This window comes from Pseudomonas sp. GXZC (assembly GCF_026967615.1).
GTDB classification, from domain to species: Bacteria; Pseudomonadota; Gammaproteobacteria; order Pseudomonadales; family Pseudomonadaceae; genus Aquipseudomonas; species Aquipseudomonas azotoformans_A.
Genome location: NZ_CP114115.1, coordinates 348034 through 368195 on the forward strand (window position 1 = coordinate 348034; position 20162 = coordinate 368195).

General features: G+C 60.7%; 22 protein-coding genes. 11 read left to right on the forward strand and 11 right to left on the reverse strand.

Features of this window, described 5'->3' with window-relative positions:
* Positions 1 to 7: 7 nt before the first annotated feature.
* The 5 genes from OZ428_RS01690 to bcsQ all read left to right on the forward strand — a co-directional run bounded on the left by OZ428_RS01690 (position 8) and on the right by bcsQ (position 4996).
* Positions 8 to 673 (forward strand): SGNH/GDSL hydrolase family protein, encoded by a 666-nt coding sequence (locus OZ428_RS01690; protein ID WP_028615346.1) that lies wholly within the window; start codon positions 8 to 10, stop codon positions 671 to 673.
* Complete coding sequence (locus OZ428_RS01695) at positions 673 to 1338, forward strand: cell division protein FtsQ (RefSeq protein ID WP_133076504.1); 666 nt, start codon at positions 673 to 675, stop codon at positions 1336 to 1338. Before OZ428_RS01690 ends, OZ428_RS01695 begins: the two co-directional genes overlap by 1 nt.
* Before the next feature lie 17 nt (positions 1339 to 1355).
* Positions 1356 to 2771, forward strand: coding sequence for an MBOAT family O-acyltransferase (locus tag OZ428_RS01700; RefSeq protein WP_269132558.1), 1416 nt, complete (start codon positions 1356 to 1358; stop codon positions 2769 to 2771).
* A gap of 12 nt (positions 2772 to 2783) precedes the next feature.
* The gene (locus tag OZ428_RS01705) at positions 2784 to 3908 is read left to right on the forward strand and encodes an alginate O-acetyltransferase AlgX-related protein (protein WP_269132559.1); all 1125 of its coding nucleotides are present in this window, start codon (positions 2784 to 2786) and stop codon (positions 3906 to 3908) included.
* A 176-nt stretch (positions 3909 to 4084) separates the two neighbouring features.
* Positions 4085 to 4996 carry a cellulose biosynthesis protein BcsQ gene (bcsQ, locus tag OZ428_RS01710; protein WP_269132560.1) on the forward strand — a complete coding sequence of 304 codons (912 nt, stop codon included), beginning with the start codon at positions 4085 to 4087 and terminating at the stop codon, positions 4994 to 4996.
* A gap of 241 nt (positions 4997 to 5237) precedes the next feature.
* Here the strand turns inward: bcsQ and OZ428_RS01715 are convergent, their stop codons facing one another.
* From OZ428_RS01715 to OZ428_RS01735, 5 genes are all read right to left on the reverse strand, one after another.
* A complete protein-coding gene (locus OZ428_RS01715) occupies positions 5238 to 6425 on the reverse strand; it encodes a methyltransferase (protein WP_133076500.1) in 1188 nt (395 codons plus the stop codon).
* Positions 6406 to 7095 (reverse strand): ABC transporter permease, encoded by a 690-nt coding sequence (locus tag OZ428_RS01720; protein WP_133076609.1) that lies wholly within the window; start codon positions 7093 to 7095, stop codon positions 6406 to 6408. Before OZ428_RS01720 ends, OZ428_RS01715 begins: the two co-directional genes overlap by 20 nt.
* A 38-nt stretch (positions 7096 to 7133) precedes the next feature.
* Positions 7134 to 7829, reverse strand: a complete 696-nt coding sequence (locus OZ428_RS01725) for an ABC transporter permease (protein WP_016979103.1) — start codon at positions 7827 to 7829, stop codon at positions 7134 to 7136.
* Between the two features lie 74 nt (positions 7830 to 7903).
* The gene (locus OZ428_RS01730; RefSeq protein WP_016979104.1) at positions 7904 to 8656 is read right to left on the reverse strand and encodes an ABC transporter substrate-binding protein; all 753 of its coding nucleotides are present in this window, start codon (positions 8654 to 8656) and stop codon (positions 7904 to 7906) included.
* Between the two features lie 13 nt (positions 8657 to 8669).
* Positions 8670 to 9443: an ABC transporter ATP-binding protein gene (locus OZ428_RS01735; RefSeq protein ID WP_010213906.1), complete on the reverse strand. Its 774-nt coding sequence runs from the start codon at positions 9441 to 9443 to the stop codon at positions 8670 to 8672.
* 554 nt (positions 9444 to 9997) lie between these two features.
* Between OZ428_RS01735 and gabP the strand changes: the two genes are divergently transcribed.
* The gene (gabP, locus tag OZ428_RS01740) at positions 9998 to 11389 is read left to right on the forward strand and encodes a GABA permease (protein WP_033896896.1); all 1392 of its coding nucleotides are present in this window, start codon (positions 9998 to 10000) and stop codon (positions 11387 to 11389) included.
* 54 nt (positions 11390 to 11443) lie between these two features.
* Here the strand turns inward: gabP and OZ428_RS01745 are convergent, their stop codons facing one another.
* Positions 11444 to 11857, reverse strand: coding sequence for a hypothetical protein (locus OZ428_RS01745; RefSeq protein WP_269132561.1), 414 nt, complete (start codon positions 11855 to 11857; stop codon positions 11444 to 11446).
* Positions 11858 to 11861: 4 nt separating this feature from the next.
* Complete coding sequence (locus tag OZ428_RS01750) at positions 11862 to 12848, reverse strand: alpha/beta hydrolase family protein (RefSeq protein WP_133076498.1); 987 nt, start codon at positions 12846 to 12848, stop codon at positions 11862 to 11864.
* Positions 12849 to 13031: 183 nt separating this feature from the next.
* On the opposite strand from OZ428_RS01750, the gene relB reads away from it, so the two are divergent.
* The 5 genes from relB (at position 13032) to OZ428_RS01775 (ending at position 16575) form a co-directional block, all read left to right on the forward strand.
* On the forward strand, positions 13032 to 13226 hold the full coding sequence (gene relB / locus OZ428_RS01755; protein ID WP_269132562.1) for a type II toxin-antitoxin system RelB family antitoxin: 195 nt from the start codon (positions 13032 to 13034) through the stop codon (positions 13224 to 13226).
* Complete coding sequence (locus OZ428_RS01760; protein WP_269134144.1) at positions 13216 to 13524, forward strand: type II toxin-antitoxin system RelE/ParE family toxin; 309 nt, start codon at positions 13216 to 13218, stop codon at positions 13522 to 13524. Before relB ends, OZ428_RS01760 begins: the two co-directional genes overlap by 11 nt.
* Before the next feature lie 41 nt (positions 13525 to 13565).
* Positions 13566 to 14531 (forward strand): arsenic resistance protein, encoded by a 966-nt coding sequence (locus tag OZ428_RS01765; protein WP_269132563.1) that lies wholly within the window; start codon positions 13566 to 13568, stop codon positions 14529 to 14531.
* Positions 14532 to 14618: 87 nt separating this feature from the next.
* Entirely contained in the window at positions 14619 to 16211 is a 1593-nt protein-coding gene (locus OZ428_RS01770) for an ArnT family glycosyltransferase (RefSeq protein WP_269132564.1), read from the forward strand.
* Positions 16212 to 16299: 88 nt separating this feature from the next.
* Positions 16300 to 16575, forward strand: a complete 276-nt coding sequence (locus OZ428_RS01775) for a hypothetical protein (RefSeq protein ID WP_028615360.1) — start codon at positions 16300 to 16302, stop codon at positions 16573 to 16575.
* A gap of 352 nt (positions 16576 to 16927) precedes the next feature.
* On the opposite strand, the gene OZ428_RS01780 is transcribed toward OZ428_RS01775, so the two are convergent.
* Genes OZ428_RS01780 through trbF form a run of 4 tightly spaced genes read right to left on the reverse strand, consistent with a single transcriptional unit; the run spans position 16928 to position 20146 of the window.
* Positions 16928 to 17173 carry a DUF2274 domain-containing protein gene (locus tag OZ428_RS01780; RefSeq protein WP_000108283.1) on the reverse strand — a complete coding sequence of 82 codons (246 nt, stop codon included), beginning with the start codon at positions 17171 to 17173 and terminating at the stop codon, positions 16928 to 16930.
* Entirely contained in the window at positions 17170 to 18450 is a 1281-nt protein-coding gene (locus OZ428_RS01785) for a TrbI/VirB10 family protein (protein ID WP_058654952.1), read from the reverse strand. The genes OZ428_RS01780 and OZ428_RS01785 overlap by 4 nt, the downstream gene beginning before the upstream one ends.
* A 2-nt stretch (positions 18451 to 18452) precedes the next feature.
* A complete protein-coding gene (trbG, locus tag OZ428_RS01790) occupies positions 18453 to 19445 on the reverse strand; it encodes a P-type conjugative transfer protein TrbG (RefSeq protein ID WP_000776560.1) in 993 nt (330 codons plus the stop codon).
* Positions 19442 to 20146, reverse strand: coding sequence for a conjugal transfer protein TrbF (gene trbF, locus OZ428_RS01795; RefSeq protein WP_001211312.1), 705 nt, complete (start codon positions 20144 to 20146; stop codon positions 19442 to 19444). The genes trbG and trbF overlap by 4 nt, the downstream gene beginning before the upstream one ends.
* Positions 20147 to 20162: the final 16 nt, after the last annotated feature.

Below are 20162 nucleotides of genomic sequence, written 5' to 3' on the forward strand. Positions count from 1 at the left end.
GTCATTCATGCCTGTTTCTGCGATTGCCGGCCTAACCATGCTGGTATTGGGCGAAAGTCATATGAGCTTTCCCGATTCGTTGCTTAACCCGTTGCAAGACAACCTCACCAAGCAAGGCGCGGTGGTTCACTCCATCGGTGCGTGCGGTGCCGGTGCGGCGGATTGGGTTGTCCCGAAAAAAGTCGAGTGCGGTGGCGAACGTACACCGACCGGCAAGGCTGTGATCTATGGCAAGAACGCCATGAGCACCACGCCGATCCAGGAGCTGATCGCCAAGGACAAGCCCGACGTGGTCGTGCTGATCATCGGCGACACCATGGGCTCTTACACCAACCCGGTGTTCCCCAAAGCCTGGGCCTGGAAAAGCGTGACCTCGCTGACCAAAGCCATCACCGACACCGGCACCAAATGCGTGTGGGTCGGCCCGCCATGGGGCAAGGTCGGTTCCCAGTACAAGAAGGATGACACCCGCACCAAGCTGATGTCTTCGTTCCTGGCCAGTAACGTGGCGCCGTGCACCTACATCGATTCGCTGACGTTCTCCAAACCGGGCGAGTGGATCACCACCGACGGCCAGCACTTCACCATCGACGGTTACCAGAAGTGGGCCAAGGCGATCGGTACTGCCTTGGGTGACCTGCCGCCATCGGCCTACGGTAAAGGAAGCAAATAATGAAACGGATGACCCTGGGCCTGGCGACCTTGCTCGCCAGCGTCAGCGCCTACAGCGCCGACATCCCGTTGTACCCGACCGGCCCGGAGCAAGACGCAGCGTTCCTGCGTTTTGCCAACGGCACCCCCGGCGAATTGAAGCTGGTGGCCGACGGTTCCAAGGCCAGCTTGGTGTTGAATGGCGACAAAGCCGTGTCGGCCTTTTTGCCAGTGGTCGGCGGTGACAAGCCGATCAAAGGCGTGTTGAGCAGCGCCGGCAAAAACACCGATTTCTCCGTGAAAGTGGCGCCGGGCGAATTCGCCACGGTGGTTGCGCTGGTCGATGCCAAGGGCGCCACGCGTCAATTGGTTGTGCGCGAAGTGCCGGACGACTTCAATGCACTCAAAGCCTCCCTGGCCTTTATCAACGCCGACGCCACCTGCGTCGACGCCAGCCTGGAAGCCGTGACGCAAAAGGCCGAGCTGTTCAAGAAGGTCGCGGAAGGCGCGGTGCAGCGTCGCATGATCAACCCGGTGGAACTGTCGGTGCAGCTCAAATGCGCCGGCGCGCCGGTTGGCCAGCCGCTGACGTTTACCCTCAAGGCGGGCGAGCGCTACAGCGTCTTGGCCGTTCCTTCAGACAAAGGCTCGAAGTTGCTGTTCGCCTCTGACGCACTCGCTAACTGATCGGGCCCGACACCACCATGGTCTTTGCCTCACTCGAATTCCTCACGCTGTTCCTGCCGGCCTTCCTGTTGATCTATGCCCTGGCTCGTCCGAGCTGGCGCAACGTCATCCTGTTAATCGGCAGCTGGTTGTTCTACGGCTGGTTGAGCCCGTTGTTCCTGTTCCTGCACATGGTGTTGACCGTGGTGGCCTGGATCGGCGGCCTGCTGGTGGACCGCTCCCGTGAGGATGGCAAAGGCCGGGTGCGCCTGTTGATTGCGTTGATCGTGTTCAACACGGCGGTGCTGTGTTGGTACAAATACGCCAACATCGTCGCCGGCACCGTGAGTGAGGTGATCACCTGGTACGGCTATATGCCGCTCGATTGGCAGCGTGTGGCCTTGCCGGCCGGCCTGTCGTTCATCGTGTTGCAGGCGATTTCCTATCTGGTGGATGTGCACCGTCATACGGTGCCGGTGGAGCGCAGCTTCATCAACTACGCCACTTATATCTCGATGTTCGGGCATTCGATTGCCGGTCCGATCATCCGTTACGACTGGGTCCGCCGTGAGCTGAACCAGCGTTATTTCAATTGGCCGAATTTCTCCCTGGGCGCGCGCCGCTTCATGATCGGCATGGGCATGAAAGTGCTGGTGGCTGACACCTTGTCGCCGCTGGTGGACATTGCCTTCCACCTGGAAAACCCAAGCCTGGTGGACGCCTGGATCGGTTGCCTGGCGTACTCGCTGCAACTGTTCTTCGATTTCGCCGGCTACAGCGCCATGGCCATCGGCCTGGGCCTGATGCTGGGCTTCCATTTCCCGGAAAACTTCAACCGGCCGTACCTGGCCAGCAGCATCCAGGACTTCTGGCGGCGCTGGCACCTGTCGTTGTCCAGCTGGTTGCGCGACTACCTGTACATCGCCTTGGGCGGTAACCGTGACGGCGTGTGGCGTACCTATCGCAACCTCTTCCTGACCATGGCGATTGCCGGGTTGTGGCACGGCGGTGACAGCTGGAACTACCTGTTGTGGGGTTCGGCCCATGGCGTGGCGTTGTGTGTTGACCGCGCTTGGTCGCGTTCGAGCCTGCCGAGCATTCCGCCGGTGCTGTCGCATATCCTCACGTTGCTGTTTGTGTGCCTGGCCTGGACCTTGTTTCGTGCGCCGGACTTCCACTCGGCGCTGACCATGTATGCCGGCCAATTCGGCATGCACGGCATGGGCCTGGGTGACGCGATGGCGGTGGCCATGCGCCCGGCCCATGGCATGGCGGCTTTGCTGGGCCTGGTGTGCATCATCGCGCCGATCTGGCAGGTGCGTTGCGAACAGCGTTTCGGCACCCAGCCGTGGTTCGTGGTGGCGGCTTCGCTGTGGCCGGTGGCCGGGTTTGTGTTGTCGTTTGCGCTGATTGCCAGCCGCGACGCCGTACCGTTTCTGTACTTTCAGTTCTAAGGACGCCCGACCATGCCTGCTCCTACCGCGCCGACTCCTCCGAGCGACCTGGCCGTTCGCACCAGCCCCCTGGCGGCCTGGGTGTTGGTGCCCTTTTTGGCGGCAGGGTTGTTGTCCTGCGCCTGGCTGATGGTGAAGGGACCGATCAGTTATGTGCCGGCCAAGGTCGACAGCGACATGCTGCTGCACGGCGACCTCACTCACCGTTTTGCCAAGGAACTGGCCAAGGCGCCGATGGCGATCCAGGCCGCGAACCTGGAGCGTGGTGGTAGCTGGCTGGCGTTCGGCGACACCGGGCCACGCGTGCGTCCGGGGTGCCCCGGCTGGTTGTTTATCAGCGATGAGCTGCGCATCAACCGTCACGCCGAAGCCAATGCCCAGACCAAGGCCCAGGCGGTGATCGACCTGCAAAAACAACTGGGTCAAAAAGGTATCGATCTGCAAGTGGTGGTGGTGCCGGACAAGAGCCGTATTGCCGCTGCCCAACGCTGTGGCCTGTACCGCCCCGCGGTGCTCGATAGCCGGATCCGGGACTGGACCCGGTTGTTGCAGGCGTCCGGCGTTTCCGCGCTGGACCTGACCGATACGCTCAAGCCGCTGGGCGCCGAGGCTTACCTGCGCACCGACACCCACTGGAGTGAAATCGGCTCCAACGCGGGTGCCCAGGCCCTGGCGCAGCGTATCCAGCAGCGCGGTATCAAGGCCACGCCGGAGCAAACCTTCGACATCACTCAGGCGCCGCTCGCCGTGCGTCCCGGTGACTTGGTGCGCCTGGCAGGTCTTGATTGGTTACCGCCCAAGTTGCAGCCGCCAGGGGAGTCGGTCGCGGCCAGCACCGCTCATGAAACCGGTGGCGCGACCAGCAATGCCGATGACCTGTTTGGCGACGCCGGCTTGCCCAATGTGGCGCTGATCGGCACCTCGTTTTCGCGTAATTCCAACTTTGTTGGCTTCCTGCAGAAGGCCCTGAATGCGCCGGTCGGCAATTTCAGCAAAGACGGTGGCGAATTCTCCGGCGCGGCCAAGGCCTATCTTGAAAGCCCGGCGTTCAAGCAAACGCCGCCTAAGTTGTTGATTTGGGAGATTCCGGAGCGGGATCTGCAAACGCCCTACGATGCGATCAGGATTGGTCAGTAATTTGACTATTTGCCGTTTGTCTAAAAAATAGACAACTGTCTCATCAAAATAATGACACTTTTACGCGCCTGAAGCAGACTGCTTGCACTAGGGCGACCACAAAAAGACCTGCGGTAAGCAGTCGTATCAGCTGACCTTTTCACGTCTTTGAGCTTCGCCGTGATGAGGGGTTTGTGATGGGCATTACTGAGGGTCTTTTAGCCTTGCTCGGCAAGGATGTCTGCCAGGACGAGCGCGGCATGGCGTCGCGTTTGCATTTCTTCGGCAGCATTCCCAGCCAAGACGAGCGCGCCGCCAACGAAAGCGCCAATCCCGTGCACACCGTGACCTTGAGCCCGAAAGTGGTGGCGCTGGTCTCGATCAATGGCGGTGTTGGCCGAAGCACTCTGGCCACTGCTTTGAGCAGCGGCCTGCAACGCCAGGGCGAGTCCGTCGTGGCGCTGGACCTGGACCCGCAGAACGCCTTGCAACATCACTTCGGGGTCAGCTCGGCATTGCCGGGCATTGGGCGCACCAGCCTGGAGCATGGGCAATGGAGCCAACTCCAACAGCTCAGCTTTGCCGGTTGCCAGGTCATCACCTTTGGCGAAGTCGATATCCCCCAGCAGGAAAGCCTGGAGCGCTGGCTCAAGCACGAGCCGCATTGGCTGGCTCAACACCTCGCGTCTCTGGACTTGAGCGCACGGCATACGGTGATCATCGATACCCCCGCCGGTAACAACGTCTACTTCCATCAAGCATTGAGCGTTGCCGATGTGGTGCTGGTCATCGTGCAGGCCGATGCTGCGTGCCTGGGCACCCTTGACCATCTGGATGGACTGCTTGCCCCGCATCTTGAGGCTCAGCACCCGCCGCGCGTGCGCGTGGTCATCAACCAAGTGGATGAAAGGAGTGCCTTCAGCCTGGACATGGTCGAGGCCTTCACGCAGAGGCTGGGGAAAGCGGCGTTGCAAGTGCACCGCGACATCGCGATCAATGAAGCGCTGGCTTTTGGTGTCGACCCGTTGGATAGCGTGGAGAAGGGGCTGGCAGCTGACGATATCAACGATATTTGCCGGCTGTTGAAGGCGCCAAAAACAAGCGCCTGAAGCGCGGGTTATACGCTGAACGCCAGATGCTTATGCACAATCGGTTGGATGCACCTGTCACTAAACAGCCATTTTGTGGAGCGGTTCTCATCACGCCGCAACTGCCTGTTTTGCGTGCGTTTTATTTTGTGAACAAAAAATGACCAGCTCGGTTTATGACCTGTAGTGCAGATAGCTACAGGCTCCGTAAAGATTTCATCAACAGAGTTATCCACAGGCTGTGCTGCGACCATTTTGCCCCTTAATCGCGCTCGGCAAGCACCATCAAGTTGCGCGGCGTCAGTGCGGGTTCGCAGAACGTGCCTACCTGGACCCTGTAGCCGTTTTCGCCAAGAAACAATGCTCGATCCAGCACCAGCCACATTTCCAGTGGGCGCCGAAACAGACCACGTACCAACTCCAGATTCCTCACCTGCGCCAAGCGGCGCCAGCCGTGTGCCTCCAGCGCCGCCCAATCCTGATCGCCTGTGGATAACCCTTTGAGGTTGGCCAGTTCCTGGCAGTAGTCGGCAAAGGGTTTGTCCAGCCAGCTCGCGGGCAGGGAGGGCGTGGGCAGGTACTCGTCGACGCCACGAAGTTTGCGTTGCAACTGATCGAAGCCCAGGCGTCGCGCCATGGACATGTCCCGTTGCAGGCGTACCCGCTTGCCTGCGGTGACGGTTTCGCTCAGCGGCAGAGCGAGGTCATCGATCGACAGTTGTAGACGTGATGCGCGGCCTGCGTTGGAGAGTGGCAGGTAGGTTTGAGCGTTGATGCGGTTGTAGCAACAAGGCGCCAGCGCGAGCTGTTTGCAGCCAGCGGCGTTGGCCAGTTGCAGCAGGCGTACATGCAGGTCGCCACAGGCATGCAGGGCAACGGGCGTGTGTGCGGGGTTGATTGCCACGTCGGCCATCACGTCTTGCAGACGATGGGTGACCGGCAGGCCGTGATGGTCGCTCAAGGCTTGGCCTGCGGTGATCAGCGCCGGGTCGTACTCCAGGCAGGTCAGTGCTTGACCGTTTTGTAAAAGGCGGCGACCCAGATGGCCCTTGCCCGCGCACCAGTCCAACCAGTGTGTCGGCGTCTGCGCAAATTGCAGCGCAGAGCCAAAGGCTTCGATCTGTTCCCACTTGCGGCCAGGCACATCGACGTTCAGGCGATGGCGAGCGGGTGCGAGGGGTTGCTCCGGTAACTTATCCACAGCGCTGAGCTGACGAGCTTGCGCAGCGAGTTGTGGAAAAGGTGCCGGTGCCAGCAGGTCATGGGGTTGGTTGTGACTGGCTTCGGCATCGGCCAGCGAGCGCTGGCGCAGCCACTGGGCGAGGTCCGGATGCTCGGTTTCCCAAGGGAGCTGGCGATGCGTAAAGGGCCGTGGTTTCCACAGCCCTTGGTGCTCGATCAGGAACGCATCCAGTGCCTGGAAGCGTGCCTCAACGTCCCTGGCAGGCATCGACGCGCAGCCAGCGTTCCAGCAGCTTGAAGCCTCGCACCAGGATGTAAGCCATCAACAGATAGAACAGGCCGGCGGCGAAGAAGATCTCCACCGGTAAATAGGTGCGGGCGATGATGGTCCGTGCCATACCGGTCAACTCCAGAAGGGTGACGGTACTTGCCAGGGCGCTGGCCTTGAGCATCAGGATCACTTCGTTGCTGTAAGCCGGCAGGCCGATGCGCGAGGCGCGTGGCAGGATGATGTAGAACAGCGTCTTCGGCTTGGACATGCCCAGGGCGCGCGCCGCTTCAATCTCGCCGGGCGGGATAGCTTGGATCGCGCCGCGCAGGATCTCGGCGATGTAGGCGGCCGTGTGCAGGGTCATGGTGGCGGTGGCACACCAGAACGGATCGCGCAGGTAGGGCCACATGAAGCTCTCGCGCACCGTGTCGAACTGCGCCAGGCCGTAGTAGACCAGGAACAACTGCACCAGCAAGGGTGTGCCACGGAAGAAGAAAATGTAGGCGTAGGGTAGGGCGCTCACGTACCAACGGCGTGAGGAGCGAGCGATACCCAGCGGGATCGCCAACAGCAGACCGGCGATCACTGCAATGGCCACGAGCTCCAGCGTGAGGGTTGCGCCTTGGGCCAATCTTGGCAGCCACTTGATGATCACGGCCCAGTTCAAGCCCAGGTCAAAATGCGCCAGCCAGCTGTAGTCGCCGCTCATTGGGTGCTCCTTGCAAAGCCGCGGGCGGCGCGTTTTTCCAGGAAGTGCATGCCGGTCATAGCCAGGACCGTGAGGCCCAGGTACATGAACGCGGCCACCATGAAGAAGGTGAATGGCTGCTTGGTGACGGTTACGCCGATCTGCGCATGGCGCATGATTTCTTCCAGGCCGATCACCGACACCAGCGCGGTATCCTTCATCAGAATCATGAACAGGTTACCCAGACCTGGCAGCGCGATGCGCCACATCTGCGGCATGATCAGGCGGGTGAAGATCCTGAACTTCGACAGCCCCAGCGCCACACCGGCTTCGCGGTGGCCCTTGGGAATCGCGAGAATCGCGCCACGGAACACTTCCGTCGCGTAGGCGCCAAAGCACAGGCCCAGGGCGATCACCCCGGCGGCAAAGGCGCTGAGGGAAAGGTCGGGGTTACCGAAGAACTCGCCAAGGGCGCGCATCAGATTGACCGTGCCGAAATAAATCAGCAGTACCCACAACAGTTCGGGAATGCCGCGAACAATGGTCGAATACGCACCGCCCACCCATTGCAGCGGCTTGTACGGCGAAGTCTTGGCCAAGGCCCCGGCAAGGCCGAGCACCAGCCCCAGGCACAGGGCCGTGAGCGCCAGTTTGACGGTCATCAGCGCGCCAGCGGCGAGCGCCGGGCCGAATCCGTAGAGATCGAAATTCATGGTGTTTTCATATCGCGGCAGGCATTGCAAAAAGCCGACGCGCTCAAGTGAGCGCGCCGGGCATACCGTTCAGATCATTCGATGCTGAAAGGGAAGTACTTGTCGTTGATCTTCTTGTAGGTGCCGTCTGCCTTGATCTCTGCCAGGGCTTTGTTCAGGCGCTCGCGCAGTGGGTCGCCCTTGCGTACGGCGATACCGATCTTGTCGCTTTCTACAACCGGGTCGCCTTTAAATTCATAGGCTGAACCGTCTTTGCTCTTGAGCCATTCGTACTGCACGTACTTGTCGGCGAGGATGCCGTCCAGGCGACCAGAGGTCAGGTCGAGGTAGGCGTTTTCCTGGGTGTCATACAGCTTGGCGGTGGTGTCCGGCAGCTTGTCTTCCAGGTAGGTGCCGGCCAGCGTCGCGCGTTGGGCGCCGATGGTCTTGCCCTTCAGGTAAGTCGCGTCGGTCTTGAAGTCCGCAGTGGCTTTAGGCGCGATGAACTGCAGCTTGTTGGAGTAGTACGGGTCGGTGAAGTCGACGGCCTGCTTGCGCTCATCGGTGATCGACAGCGAGGACACCAGGAAGTCGAACTTCTTGGCGTTCAGGGCCGGGATGATGCCGTCCCAGTCGGACACATACACTTCGCACTTCTCGACTTTCATCTTGGCGCACAGGGCGTCGCCGATGTCTTTGTCGAAGCCGACGACGTTGCCGCTGGCGTCTTTATTGTTGAACGGCGGGTAGGCCGCTTCGATCCCCATTTTCAAGGTTTCTGCCATGGCCGTGGCGCTGAACGCCATCGAGACGGCCGCGGCCAGAAGGAATTTTTTATAGTTCTGCATGCATGTTGCTCCGTTAGCGGTTGCTGGACATGAATTGTTTGCAGCGCGCCGAAAGCGGGTTTTCAAACACCTGCTGTGGCGATCCTTGCTCTTCGACCAGGCCCTGGTGCAGGAACACCACTTCACTGGACACTTGGCGGGCGAAGCCCATTTCATGGGTGACCAGCAGCATGGTGCGGCCTTCTTCGGCCAGCGCGCGGATCACATTAAGTACTTCCTGAACCATTTCCGGGTCAAGCGCCGAAGTGGGCTCATCGAACAGGATGACTTTAGGCTGCATCGCCAGGGTGCGCGCAATGGCCGCCCGTTGCTGCTGGCCGCCGGACAATTGCGCGGGGTAAGCGTGGCGTTTGTCAGCAATGCCGACCTTGGCCAGCAAGGCTTCGGCCACTTCGATGGCTTCGGCCTTGCTTTGGCCAAGCACGCGGCGAGGGGCCTCGATGATGTTGTCGAGGATGCTCATGTGCGGCCACAGGTTAAAGTTTTGAAACACAAAACCGATTTCGCTGCGCAGGCGGTTGATCTGCTTGCCGTCGGCGGCCATCAGCTCGCCGTTTTTCGCGGCCTTGAGCTTGAGTTCTTCGCCGGCGACCAGGATCTGGCCCTGGTGCGGGTTTTCCAGCAGGTTGATGCAGCGCAGGAAGGTGGACTTGCCGGAACCGGAGGAACCCAGGATCGAGATCACATCGCCGTCGCGAGCGGTCAGCGAGATACCTTTAAGTACCTCCAGCTCACCATAGCGTTTATGCAAGTTGCGGATTTCAAGCGCGGGCGTGGCCTCGGCCATGTGGGGTCCTCATTGTGTTCGTTGCGATCCTGCTGTTGGGCCGCCTTCCTGGCGAGGCGCCAAGCTAGCATAGCGTCTTGATGGCAGCCAACAGCATGGCCGGCGGTAAACAGGTGGTGTGCGGCAGGGTGTCGCATCGGCACAGCAGCGTGTCGCGCCATCAACAACCGAACATCCGTTTGAACCCGAAAAACCGCAGGCTTCGCGTAAAAAAGGGCGCGATGGTGCCAGCTTTGGCCGGGTGTTGGAAGGGTTAACCGGGCAAACGGTGCATATCAGCCCTTTTGTAGGGCGTCACGTACTTTTTGTGTGTGTTTATGGTGCGTTTATTCGTCTTGAATGTGAGTCGCACGGTAACGCTATAGCGGAATGCCATTGTTCTCAATGACTTGCGAGTCGTGTTGAAACGTCCTACAGCCCGCGTCAATCGCGGCTCTGTAACATTTTGGCGCAAATCTTGCGTAAAAAATAAAGAACGCCCTGTTGGTTTCTTTTCACGAGAAAGATTCCGGGCCGGGCGGACCGTTTTCGCAATTCCTCGTAAAGGTGTGTCAATGAGTAGTACGCAAAGCTCCAATGACCTCGAACAGGGGCTCAAACCGCGTCACGTCACCATGCTGTCGATTGCCGGCGTTATTGGTGCCGGTTTGTTTGTTGGCTCCGGCCACGCGATTGCTGCTGCCGGCCCGGCCGTACTGCTGGCCTATGCCGCGGCGGGCACGCTGGTGGTATTGGTGATGCGCATGTTGGCCGAAATGGCCGTGGCGTCGCCGGACACCGGTTCGTTCTCCACCTACGCCGACCGGGCGATCGGCCATTGGGCCGGTTTCACCATCGGCTGGTTGTACTGGTGGTTCTGGGTATTGGTGATTCCATTGGAAGCCAACGCGGCCGCGACCATTCTGCATGCCTGGTTCCCGGACGTGGCCATTTGGGCCTTTACGCTGATTATCACTTTGCTGTTGACCGCGACCAACCTGTTTAGCGTGAAGAACTACGGCGAGTTCGAGTTCTGGTTTGCGTTGATCAAGGTTGTGGCCATCGTCGGCTTCGTGATCCTCGGCCTGGCCGCGATCTTCGGCTTCCTGCCGACCAGCCAGGTCAGCGGCGTTTCGCATCTGTTCGACACCCAAGGCTTCATGCCCAACGGCATGGGCGCCGTGTTGGCGGCGATCCTGACCACCATGTTCTCCTTCATGGGCACCGAGATTGTCACTATCGCGGCAGCTGAATCGAAGAACCCAGGCCAGCAAATTACCAAGGCCACCAACTCGGTGATCTGGCGGATTGGTTTGTTCTACCTGTTGTCGATCTTCATCGTGGTGTCCCTGGTGCCGTGGAACGATCCGACCCTGGCGGCCGTTGGTTCCTACCAGACCGTGCTGGAACGCATGGGCATTCCGAATGCCAAGCTGATCGTCGACCTGGTGGTACTGGTTGCCGTGACCAGTTGCTTGAACTCGGCGCTGTACACCGCCTCACGCATGCTGTTCTCCCTGGGTCGTCGCGGTGATGCGCCGGCGGTGGCCAAGCGCACCAACAAGAGTGGCACGCCTTACTGGGCGGTGTTGCTGTCGACTGGCGCGGCGTTCCTGGCGGTATTCGCCAACTACGTGGCCCCTGCGGCAGTGTTCGAGTTCCTGCTGGCCAGCTCCGGCGCCATTGCGTTGCTGGTGTACCTGGTGATCGCCGTATCGCAACTGCGCATGCGCCAGAAACGCACGGCGGCGGGCGAGAAGATTGTCTTCAAAATGTGGCTGTTCCCAGGCCTGACCTACGCAGTAATGGTGTTCATCGTGGGCACGCTGACCATCATGCTGTTCCAGGAAGCGCATCGGGTCGAGATCATTGCGACCGGCGTGTTGAGCTTGCTGGTGGTGGCGGCGGGGCTGATTGTGGCGAGCCGTCGCAAGGCGCAGAGAGTGGGTGCTGCTGTGCTGAATTGATCTGTTGAAGAAAACAATAAGGGAGCCATTTGGCTCCCTTATTTATGTGTGCAATTAGTCAGCCGAGCTGGTCAGCGCTTGTGAGGCCGCCACGTAATCCGCCTGGAATTCCGGCGACTCGATCCACGCCAGTGCCGCGGCTTCATCATCGGTATCCGTAACCCACTGGCGATATTCGATCAGCGCCGCGAGGATAAAGTCGGTGGCTTCTTCCTCGCCTTCCTGCTCCAGCACCAGTGCCAGCAACGGGTGGGCCAGGAACACCGCGCACAGGGCCTGTTGACTGGTTTCACCTGCGGCGCGCATCTCTACGAACAGCTCGGTCAGATCCACTGACTCAAGGTCAATGCGGCTGTCATCGCCGGCAAACGCATCCGGTTTGGTCGCGACGGCGCGCTGGGTACGGTTCTGCTTGGCCTTGGCCTTGGCCCGGTGGGCACGTTTTTGCTGCTTGTTTGGCGAGGCCATGGGCTCAGCGTCCTAGGGTTTTGGGTCTGGGTGGAGTATTGAAGCGCAGGTTGGGGGAAATCCCAAGGGTATCTGCAGTCAATTGGCCGTTTTGAAGCCACGCCAGTGCAATCGGCCACAACCGATCCTGATACTCGCTGCGAAAAAATGCGAAATGTCCGACTGTTTTTTCGCCTATATCCTCAGGCGCTATCCGTAAATGAGTGCACTCACTGCCGTCGAAATAACCCAATAACCGTTCGATGGCGGCGACGGTCCCGAACGGATCGTCGGTAATGCTGATAGCCAGTATCTGCGCCTTCACGCGACTGAATGGCAACTCACCCAGGGCTCGTCCGCTGGGGCGTGTTTCATATCTGGGCGTCGGGGTGCTCCAATCCCGCACCACGCCCGCCGGTGTATCTTCCAGCCAGCCCAGGCGCTTACCGGGAAAGTGTCCGCACAGCGCGGTTAGCAGCGGCATCATCACATGCCACTTGGCAAACATCTGCCAGCGCACACTTGCTGCGTAATCGCGCCAGTACGCAAACTGCGCGCCCACGGTCACCATTCGCCGAATGACCGCCCCCGACGCCCCGAGCCCTGCCGCGCAGCCACCGAAGCTGTGGCCGACCACATCAATCGGCTGCCCCGGGAACTCCCGTTGCGCACGTTGCAACATGGCCTCGAAATCCAGCACGCCCCAGTCCGACCATGAAGCCTTGAAGCCGCGCAATGAGCCGCTGCGGGATTCGCCGATGCCACGGTAGTCGTAGGTGATAACGTCAAAGCCGTTGGTGAACAGGTAGTCGGCGAAGCGGGCGTAGTGGCGGCAGCGCACGGAGGTGGCAGCGTTGATGATGACCACGGGGCGTGTGGGATCGGTTCTGATGTGGCGCCAGGTGAAGCCGCCTAGCAGGTGGCCGTCGGCGGCGGGCTCCTTGAAGGATTCGCCGTGGTCGCGCGTAGGTGAGGCCGAGGGCAATCGCAAAGAGGCGTCGTTCAAATTCATTGGGTTCTCGGCCTTTATAGGTTTCTTATTTTTTTAGTAACAGTTCACCAGTTTGCCAGTAGTTGCACCGCGTCTGGCAGGGTCATTAACCTTCGATACCCGCTGATAAAGCCATACATCCGAGAGGAACGACAGCAAACCATGGACCGATTAGACTGGCAGGCATCCATTAAGGAGGTCTCTATGAGCATCCCACTTTCTCCCATCGTTTCTGAGTTTGAAACTGAAGAGCAGGCTGCCAGCTATGACCGTTGGTTCCGTGCCAAGGTGCAGGCTTCAATTGATGATCCTCGACCTAGTATTCCGCATGATGAGGCTATGGCTGAGGTTGAGAGGATGTTAGAAGAGAGGCGCAAGGCTCGCTGGGCTGCTCGTTAAGTGGCGACCTGAGGCTATTTTGGTCTTGACTGAAATTATTGATTTCATTGAGCAGTACAACCCCGTTGCAGCGGCTTCGCTGCACCGTAACATTGTTGCTGCTACTGAACATTTGTCTTCAATGCCGTATGGATTCAAGCAAGGCCGCTTGTCAGGTACTCGGGAAATGGTTGTTCATCCAAACTATTTAGTTGTGTATCGCGTGATGGAGCAGGTTGATATTCTGACGGTACTGCACACACGTCAAGAATACCCCTCGGATGCAATCGTTCCGCTCCACTCGACCTTGCGTCAATAGATACATAGGCTTACACCTTTGCGATCTACCAAGGCGTTTTCATGACCCGCGATACCCTCGAACGCAGCCAGATCCCTTTGTACTTCGTAGTCGTGCTGCTGGCTGCCAGTTTCGGCCTGCTCGCCCCGTCATTCGCCCACCACCTCAGCATACTGATCACACCCGCCATCGCTGTGCTGATGTACGCAATGTTCCTGCAAATCCCCTTTCTGGACCTACGTCAAAGCCTGAACAACAAGCGCTTCCTGTCAGCGTTACTGTTCGCCAACTTCATCCTCATTCCTTTACTGGTGTGGGCATTGACCCAAGGCCTGGCAGGACGCCCGGCTCTGCTGGTGGGGGCGTTGCTGGTATTGCTGACCCCGTGCATCGACTACGTGGTGGTGTTTACCCATATCGGCAAGGGCGATTCGCGGCTGATGCTGGCGGCGACGCCGGTGTTGTTGTTGCTGCAATTGGCGTTGTTGCCGATTTATCTGGGCGTAATGCTCGGTTCACAATCTGAGGTGGTGGTGGAGGTGGGGCCGTTTATCGAGGCGTTCTTCCTGCTGATCGTGGTGCCGATGATTCTGGCGGTGCTCACCACTTCCCTGGCACGGCGATCATCGCTCGTCAGTGCTTGGAGCGACGCCTGGGCGTGGATGCCGGTGCCAGCGATGGCGCTGGTGCTGTTTGTGGTGATCGGCTCGCAAATCACCTCGGTGGTGCGGGATATCAACCTGTTGCTGCCGGTGATCCCGGTGTACATCGCTTTCCTGTTGCTGGCGCCGTTGATGGGCGCGCTGGCATCGCGGCTGTTTGCGCTGCCTGCGGTGACGGCCAGGGCGGTGACGTTCAGCGCATCGACGCGCAATTCGCTGGTGGTGTTGCCCTTGGCGCTGGCGCTTCCGGAGGATGTGCGCGGGTTGGCGGCGACGGCGGTGATCCTGCAAACCCTGGTCGAATTGCTGGGCGAGTTGATTTACGTTCGATTGATCCCGAAATGGGTGTGGCCCGTGGGTCGGTAAACATCGGAATATTCAGGTCTGTTCAGGCGCTATTCAGCAGGGCAGTCGGCACCATAAGTCGGCGCCCTTTACCTGACAGGTCAACCGATGGATCACCGCAACCGTTTTCGCCTGGAGTCCCTGGGCATTTTCCTGTTCGCCCTGCTGTTGTTCACCCTGGGTATCTGGGATCAGCAGCCCCAAGGGTTTGACGGACGCTGGGCGCTGTTCCTGCAAGAAATGTTTCGCCATGGCGCGAGTCTTTTCCCGACCACCTATGGTCAGCCCTACGCGGATTACCCCGGCACCGCGACGTTCTTCAGCTATGTGTTTTCCCGACTGTTTGGCGCCCCCAACCACCTGGCGAATGTGCTGCCCACCGCCCTGGCGTCTGCGGGTGTAGTGGCCGTGGTCTATCGCCTGCTGGTCCCGGCGAATCGCCAGTGGGCACTGCTCACTGTGTTGTTGACCTTGCTCACGACTCAACTGCTCGAAAAATCCCGCTCGGTCTGCCTGGATCAGATGGTGGCGTTGTTGTGTGTGGGAAGTTTCTACCTGCTGCACCGTGGCGGGCGCTGGAGGCGGCTTGCGGTGTTTGCGTTGTTCGTCCTGGGCTTTGCGATACGCGGGCCGCTGGGGTTGATCGAAGTCTGTGGTGTGGTGTGCGTGTACTGGGCGTTGGGCAAGCCTGGGGAGCGGGTGAAACAGGTGCTGGTTCACGGCGCTGTTGGCCTGGTGTTGCTGGCAGCCTGTTGGTGGTTGCTGGTGAAGTTGGCGCGCATCAGCGGGGGTGACGCCTTCGCCGACGAGGTGTTCAAGATGCAGGTGGGCGGCCGCCTCGATGAAACCGGCGAGCCGTTCTATTTCTACTTCCAGTTGAGCCTGTACCGCTACTTCCCGGTGGTGCCGTTGGCGCTGGCTACCATGATTGCGCTGCGTCATCGCTGGTCCGAGCGGCTCGAAGGCGATATGCAACTGGTGGTGCGACTCGCCGCCTGCGGCTTGATGATCTTGCTCGGGCTGTCGGTGCCGCACTTCAAACGTGCCTATTACATCCTGCCCATGGTGCCGATGTTTGCGGCTGTCGCGGCCTATGGGCTGCTCCAGGCGCCGAGTTGGCTCTCGGGCGTGCGCCGATGCTACGAAGGGCTGGTCGTGGCGCTACCGGCGTTGTGCGTGGTTGTAGTCTTTGTCTGTCGGCATGGGTGGCAAAAGCATGGTTACTGGCCCGACGTTTCGCTGCCACTGTTGATGGGTGTGCTGGTGGTGCTGCAAGTGGCAGCGCTGATTGCCTGGCGGCGAGCGGGGCGGTTGGTGTGGCTCAGCCTGATCGCATTGCTGGCGCAATGGTTGTTATTGGTGGCGGTGGTGGAGCCGTCCAAGGATATGCAGTTCGATACCCGCAAGTTTGTCGGTCAGGTAGAAGCGTTGCGTGTCGAGACGCCTGGGCCGCTGGTGTTTATCAATCTGGGGCGAGACACCTGGGCGGTGCGCTACATGATGAACCTGGATCATGATGAGCAACCGCTGTTTGTCGGCGGTCAACAACTCGAGGGGCTGGAGGGCTTGCCTCGACCTGCCTGGGTAATCGTGTCGCGCAAGGAGACCGCACTGCTGCAAGGAACGCCGCTTGAGCGTCAGGCGCCGACCTTTGAGGGGCGGTTGAACGACAATCCGCTGATGGTGTTTTTGCTGAAATGAATCAGCTAGTTGCTGTATGTTCGCTGGCTGAGTGACTGATCGGTCACTCAGTCGAACTGTTTTTTGGAATTGCCGTACTGGAAGCATCATGGACATGACGAAAAAGGACTTTAAGCGGCCTGACTGTGGCCACGTGATCGGCCGTTCGCGAATTGGCTGGTTGAGCATCTGCTTTGACGGCGGCTGCAGCTACCCGGCGATGATCAATGTGCTCAGAGCGGTCTTCAAGCGCTATGGGCGCCTGGTGCGTTTTGGCGAGAAGCTGTCGGCCCAGGGTTGGATCGATCGGGTCGAGGAGCGGGGCTTTCAGATCTCCGATCAGGAGCGGGTTGCGGTGTTTACGTTGATGTGGGATGGCAAGTGAAAGCTCTTCTGGGGCGATGCTGAATCGCCTCAGGCTAGATCGATAAATCCGAGGCAACAAAAAAGTGCCGGTGTCAAGTCTTTCGCGCAAATCAAGAAGGACTTGAAACCGTATATGGGACAGTAGGTTAGCTCCTTTCGGGGCCGCTTAGAAGAAGAGCGGCGTTGTCGGCTAGGAGCGACATAGGAGCGTTGGGAGAGAAAGCCGCATCGCACTGTGTAGTGCTGGATTGCCGAGGAACGGCGGGCCTGTCGCATCATCATAGCCCAACAGGCTCGGCGGCATCCAGAATGAAGAACGCGCAGCCTGGGCTGCGCGTTCGATGGATGCCGTTGAATAGCATGCGGTGCAATCATGGCGGCTTCGGTGGTGTGCTGCGGGTCGCCGTGCCCTTCCTGAATCCTCGATCCCCCGCCATGAACGCTTCCAGCATATGCGGGATCAGCGTCGCCGCATCAACGGCCTCGCCATACGCCTGCGCGTGTAGCGCGGCGTAGCGGTCGAGGTCGACTTTCAAGCTGGTCGGGCAAACGAAAGTCAGCTTGGTGCTCTCGGTCTTCGGCAGCGGGCCGAGCCGCAGCTTCTTGGTCGTGCTCATCGTGAAGTCCCCCGGTTGAAGAACAGCGGCTGGTACGGCCGCAGCACCAGATCCCGGTTGACGATGATGCGAACCGGCAGGCCCGGCCGTTGCGTTAAGGTCGGCTGGATGTTGAGGTTGCGCCGGGTCATCTCCTGGCCGACCTGATTGATGCTGTCCTGCGCGCTGTCGCGCCCAGCGATGATGACGCGATCACCATCCTGCCGGTTCTCCGGCGCGGCCAGCTCGGCACCGACGCCCAGCAGCGTGGTGAGTGCCGCACCGGCAAAGATGCGGCCCCAGTGGTAGTCCACATCGTCCTCCAGCCCGGCATAGCCGGCTGGGTCGGTGCCGGCCAGGTTGTCGAGCGTGAGCGAAGACGTGTCCGGCAGGATGATCCGGTTCCAGACGACTTGAACGCGGCTCTGCCCGTAGCTGACCTGGCTGTTGTATTTGCCCAGGATGCGCGAACCCTGCGGAATCAGCAGGAAGCGCCCGGTGGCTGTGTCATAGACCGGCTCCGTCACCGTGGCGATCACGTCGCCGGGCAAGTCCGACTTGATGCCCGTCACCAAGGCACCTGCGACCACTGTTCCGGCCATAACCTGATACGGCGAAATTGGCAGAGTCAGATTGCCGGAATTACGGGTTTCAGTGGGGCCAGCTTTCATGAAAGCCTCTTTCTGCTCTTGCCGGTTTTGCACCGCTGTCGGGTCAGCAGGTTGGGCCGCCGTGGAGGCCGGCCCGGCCGCCAGCGGGTCAAACGCCGCATTGGCGGCGAAGCCCGGCGCAGCGGCCACCTGTGTCTGCGCTACCGGCGCCGCATTCCGCCCACCCGAGCGGAAGAACACGGACGAGGCCGCGGCCGCCTCGGCTTCTTTTCGCAGGGCATCGTTCGGGTCGTGACCGGGGGCCGCGTAGGCAGCCGTCGCCGGTTGCTGCGACTTCACGATAGCCGGGCCAAGATCGCCCGGCAGCGGTGGCCCTAGTTCGGGAACGGCAGGCGGCAACGCCGGCGGCAGCTTGGAATAGTCCGTCGGCAGCGCATCCAGTCCTTCCGACTTTGACACGCGATCGACGTTGTAAAGCTCGGTCTGCTCGCCTGTGCTGCGTCGATGAGGTTGCAGCGACCACATCAGCGCGCCGAGCACGGCGACCGCTAGGACGCCGGCAAGGATGGCCAGCGAGCGCCGGTTCAGGCGTGTGACTGGACGCGGCTGGGCGCGCAGCGCCACTGCCTCCGGCGCCACCTTGTCCGCCTGCGGCGCGGCAAGGTCGGGAGTGTCATCCTGGCTCATGGTCAGTTCCTCCGTGCAACACCATCGGTGCGCTCGATCCGCACCACGTCGCCGCCATCGCCGCCCAGCCGCAGTTCGGCCGCGCCGAACAGGCGATCCACGACGTAGTACGGCGAGCGAAAACGGTAGTTCACCAGTTGCCCGTCGCCCTGCGCGCCGATGACAAACAGCGGCGGCAGCTCGCCCTGGGCGATGCCCGGCGGGAACTGGATATAGACCTTCTCTCCATCATCGAAGGCGCGCAGAGGCTTCCACGGCGGGTTGCTGCCCGATACCGCGTAGCGGAAGCGGATCTTGTCCAGCGACAGGCCCGTATCGACAGGCGTTGTTGCCTGCGCTGCCTGCGCCTGGCGCTGCAACGCGAGCATTCGGTCTTTCGGATAGTCCCAGGACACCGACGCCATCCATGCCCTCTCGGTCGAGGTCAGCTCCAGCAGGTAGGTGCGCCGACTGGTGGTGATGACGAGATTGGTTTTCAGACCGGAGCGGATAGGCTTGACCAGCACATTGACGCGCAGATCGGCCCCGCCGCCGCTGGACGTGTCGCCCACGATCCAGCGCACGGTATCGCCGGCGGCGACCGTTACCAGTTCCTCGCCCGGTTGAAGCGAAACCACCGTCACGCGCCCCGGCGACGCATAGACCTGATAAAGCGCGCCATCGGTGAACGGCCACACCTGAATCGCGTTGACGTAGCCCTCACGGGTAGGCGCGATACGCGCTTCTGCATTGGCACGGGAAACGCGCACCTTTTCGTCGGCCGGCTCCGGCGCAACGGGGGCCTCATCGAGTTCCGGCAGGGGCTTCAACTGCGCCGGCAGCGCCAGCGGTTCAGGGACGGCGACGACTTCGACGGGCTTGGGCGGTTCGGGCAACGGCTGGGCCAGCACCGTCTCGTCGAGCGAGATGGATGGCGGCGGCTTCCCCTGCGAGGCGCAGCCCGCGAGGGCCAGCAGCGTCAAAGGAACAACGTAAAGGCGGAAACGAAGTTTCATGGTTTGGCTCCTTCGGAAGAATCCAGTTCGCGGCTCCATGACAGGCCGTTGACGTAGATACCCAATGGGTTCTTGAGCAGGCGCTGTTCAGTACGCGGGGTTTGCAGGACGGTCGAAAGCACGGCGTTCCAGCGTTCGGTGCCGGCGGGCGCACCGTTGACATAGCGCTGCTCTGTCCAGCGCACGTTGAAAGACGTGTCGCTCGCGCGAACCACGCTGGTGATTTGCACCGTTACCGATTCCTTGCCGATGCGGGCGAATGGGTCATTGGTGCGGGCGTAGTCGTTGAGCACCGCCGCGCCCTTGTCGGTGGTGTAGTCGTAGGCATCGAGCCAGTTCTGCCGCACCACGATGGGGTCGATGGACAGCGAGCGAACCAGCGTCACGAAGCGCGCCAGGTGGTGCGCGATCTGCGCGTCGCCGGGCCGGTACGGCGTGGCGGCCTCTCCCACGGCGCGCACCTGCCCGGCTTGATCGACCTCGATGACATAGGGCGTCACGATGGACTGCGCCGAGCGCCACACCAGGCCGCCGGCCATCAACAGCGCGAGCACTAGGCAGCCGAAGGCCATCAGGCGCCAATTCTTCGCCTGCACGCGGGCGGAGCCGATACGGTCGTCCCACACCTGGGCGGCGGCTTGATACGGGGTGGCAGGCTGCGGCGTATCGGCGTAGCGCACCTGCGGTCGTTTGAATCGCATGGGTGTTCTCCTTGAA

Coding starts and splice junctions, on each gene's coding strand:
- OZ428_RS01690 (WP_028615346.1), top strand. CDS start 8: ATGCCTGTTTCTGCGATTGCCGGCCTAACCATGCTGGTATTGGGCGAA.
- OZ428_RS01695 (WP_133076504.1), top strand. CDS start 673: ATGAAACGGATGACCCTGGGCCTGGCGACCTTGCTCGCCAGCGTCAGC.
- OZ428_RS01700 (WP_269132558.1), top strand. CDS start 1,356: ATGGTCTTTGCCTCACTCGAATTCCTCACGCTGTTCCTGCCGGCCTTC.
- OZ428_RS01705 (WP_269132559.1), top strand. CDS start 2,784: ATGCCTGCTCCTACCGCGCCGACTCCTCCGAGCGACCTGGCCGTTCGC.
- bcsQ (WP_269132560.1), top strand. CDS start 4,085: ATGGGCATTACTGAGGGTCTTTTAGCCTTGCTCGGCAAGGATGTCTGC.
- OZ428_RS01715 (WP_133076500.1), bottom strand. CDS start 6,425: ATGCCTGCCAGGGACGTTGAGGCACGCTTCCAGGCACTGGATGCGTTC.
- OZ428_RS01725 (WP_016979103.1), bottom strand. CDS start 7,829: ATGAATTTCGATCTCTACGGATTCGGCCCGGCGCTCGCCGCTGGCGCG.
- OZ428_RS01730 (WP_016979104.1), bottom strand. CDS start 8,656: ATGCAGAACTATAAAAAATTCCTTCTGGCCGCGGCCGTCTCGATGGCG.
- OZ428_RS01735 (WP_010213906.1), bottom strand. CDS start 9,443: ATGGCCGAGGCCACGCCCGCGCTTGAAATCCGCAACTTGCATAAACGC.
- gabP (WP_033896896.1), top strand. CDS start 9,998: ATGAGTAGTACGCAAAGCTCCAATGACCTCGAACAGGGGCTCAAACCG.
- OZ428_RS01745 (WP_269132561.1), bottom strand. CDS start 11,857: ATGGCCTCGCCAAACAAGCAGCAAAAACGTGCCCACCGGGCCAAGGCC.
- OZ428_RS01750 (WP_133076498.1), bottom strand. CDS start 12,848: ATGAATTTGAACGACGCCTCTTTGCGATTGCCCTCGGCCTCACCTACG.
- relB (WP_269132562.1), top strand. CDS start 13,032: ATGAGCATCCCACTTTCTCCCATCGTTTCTGAGTTTGAAACTGAAGAG.
- OZ428_RS01765 (WP_269132563.1), top strand. CDS start 13,566: ATGACCCGCGATACCCTCGAACGCAGCCAGATCCCTTTGTACTTCGTA.
- OZ428_RS01770 (WP_269132564.1), top strand. CDS start 14,619: ATGGATCACCGCAACCGTTTTCGCCTGGAGTCCCTGGGCATTTTCCTG.
- OZ428_RS01775 (WP_028615360.1), top strand. CDS start 16,300: ATGGACATGACGAAAAAGGACTTTAAGCGGCCTGACTGTGGCCACGTG.
- OZ428_RS01780 (WP_000108283.1), bottom strand. CDS start 17,173: ATGAGCACGACCAAGAAGCTGCGGCTCGGCCCGCTGCCGAAGACCGAG.
- OZ428_RS01785 (WP_058654952.1), bottom strand. CDS start 18,450: ATGAGCCAGGATGACACTCCCGACCTTGCCGCGCCGCAGGCGGACAAG.
- trbG (WP_000776560.1), bottom strand. CDS start 19,445: ATGAAACTTCGTTTCCGCCTTTACGTTGTTCCTTTGACGCTGCTGGCC.
- trbF (WP_001211312.1), bottom strand. CDS start 20,146: ATGCGATTCAAACGACCGCAGGTGCGCTACGCCGATACGCCGCAGCCT.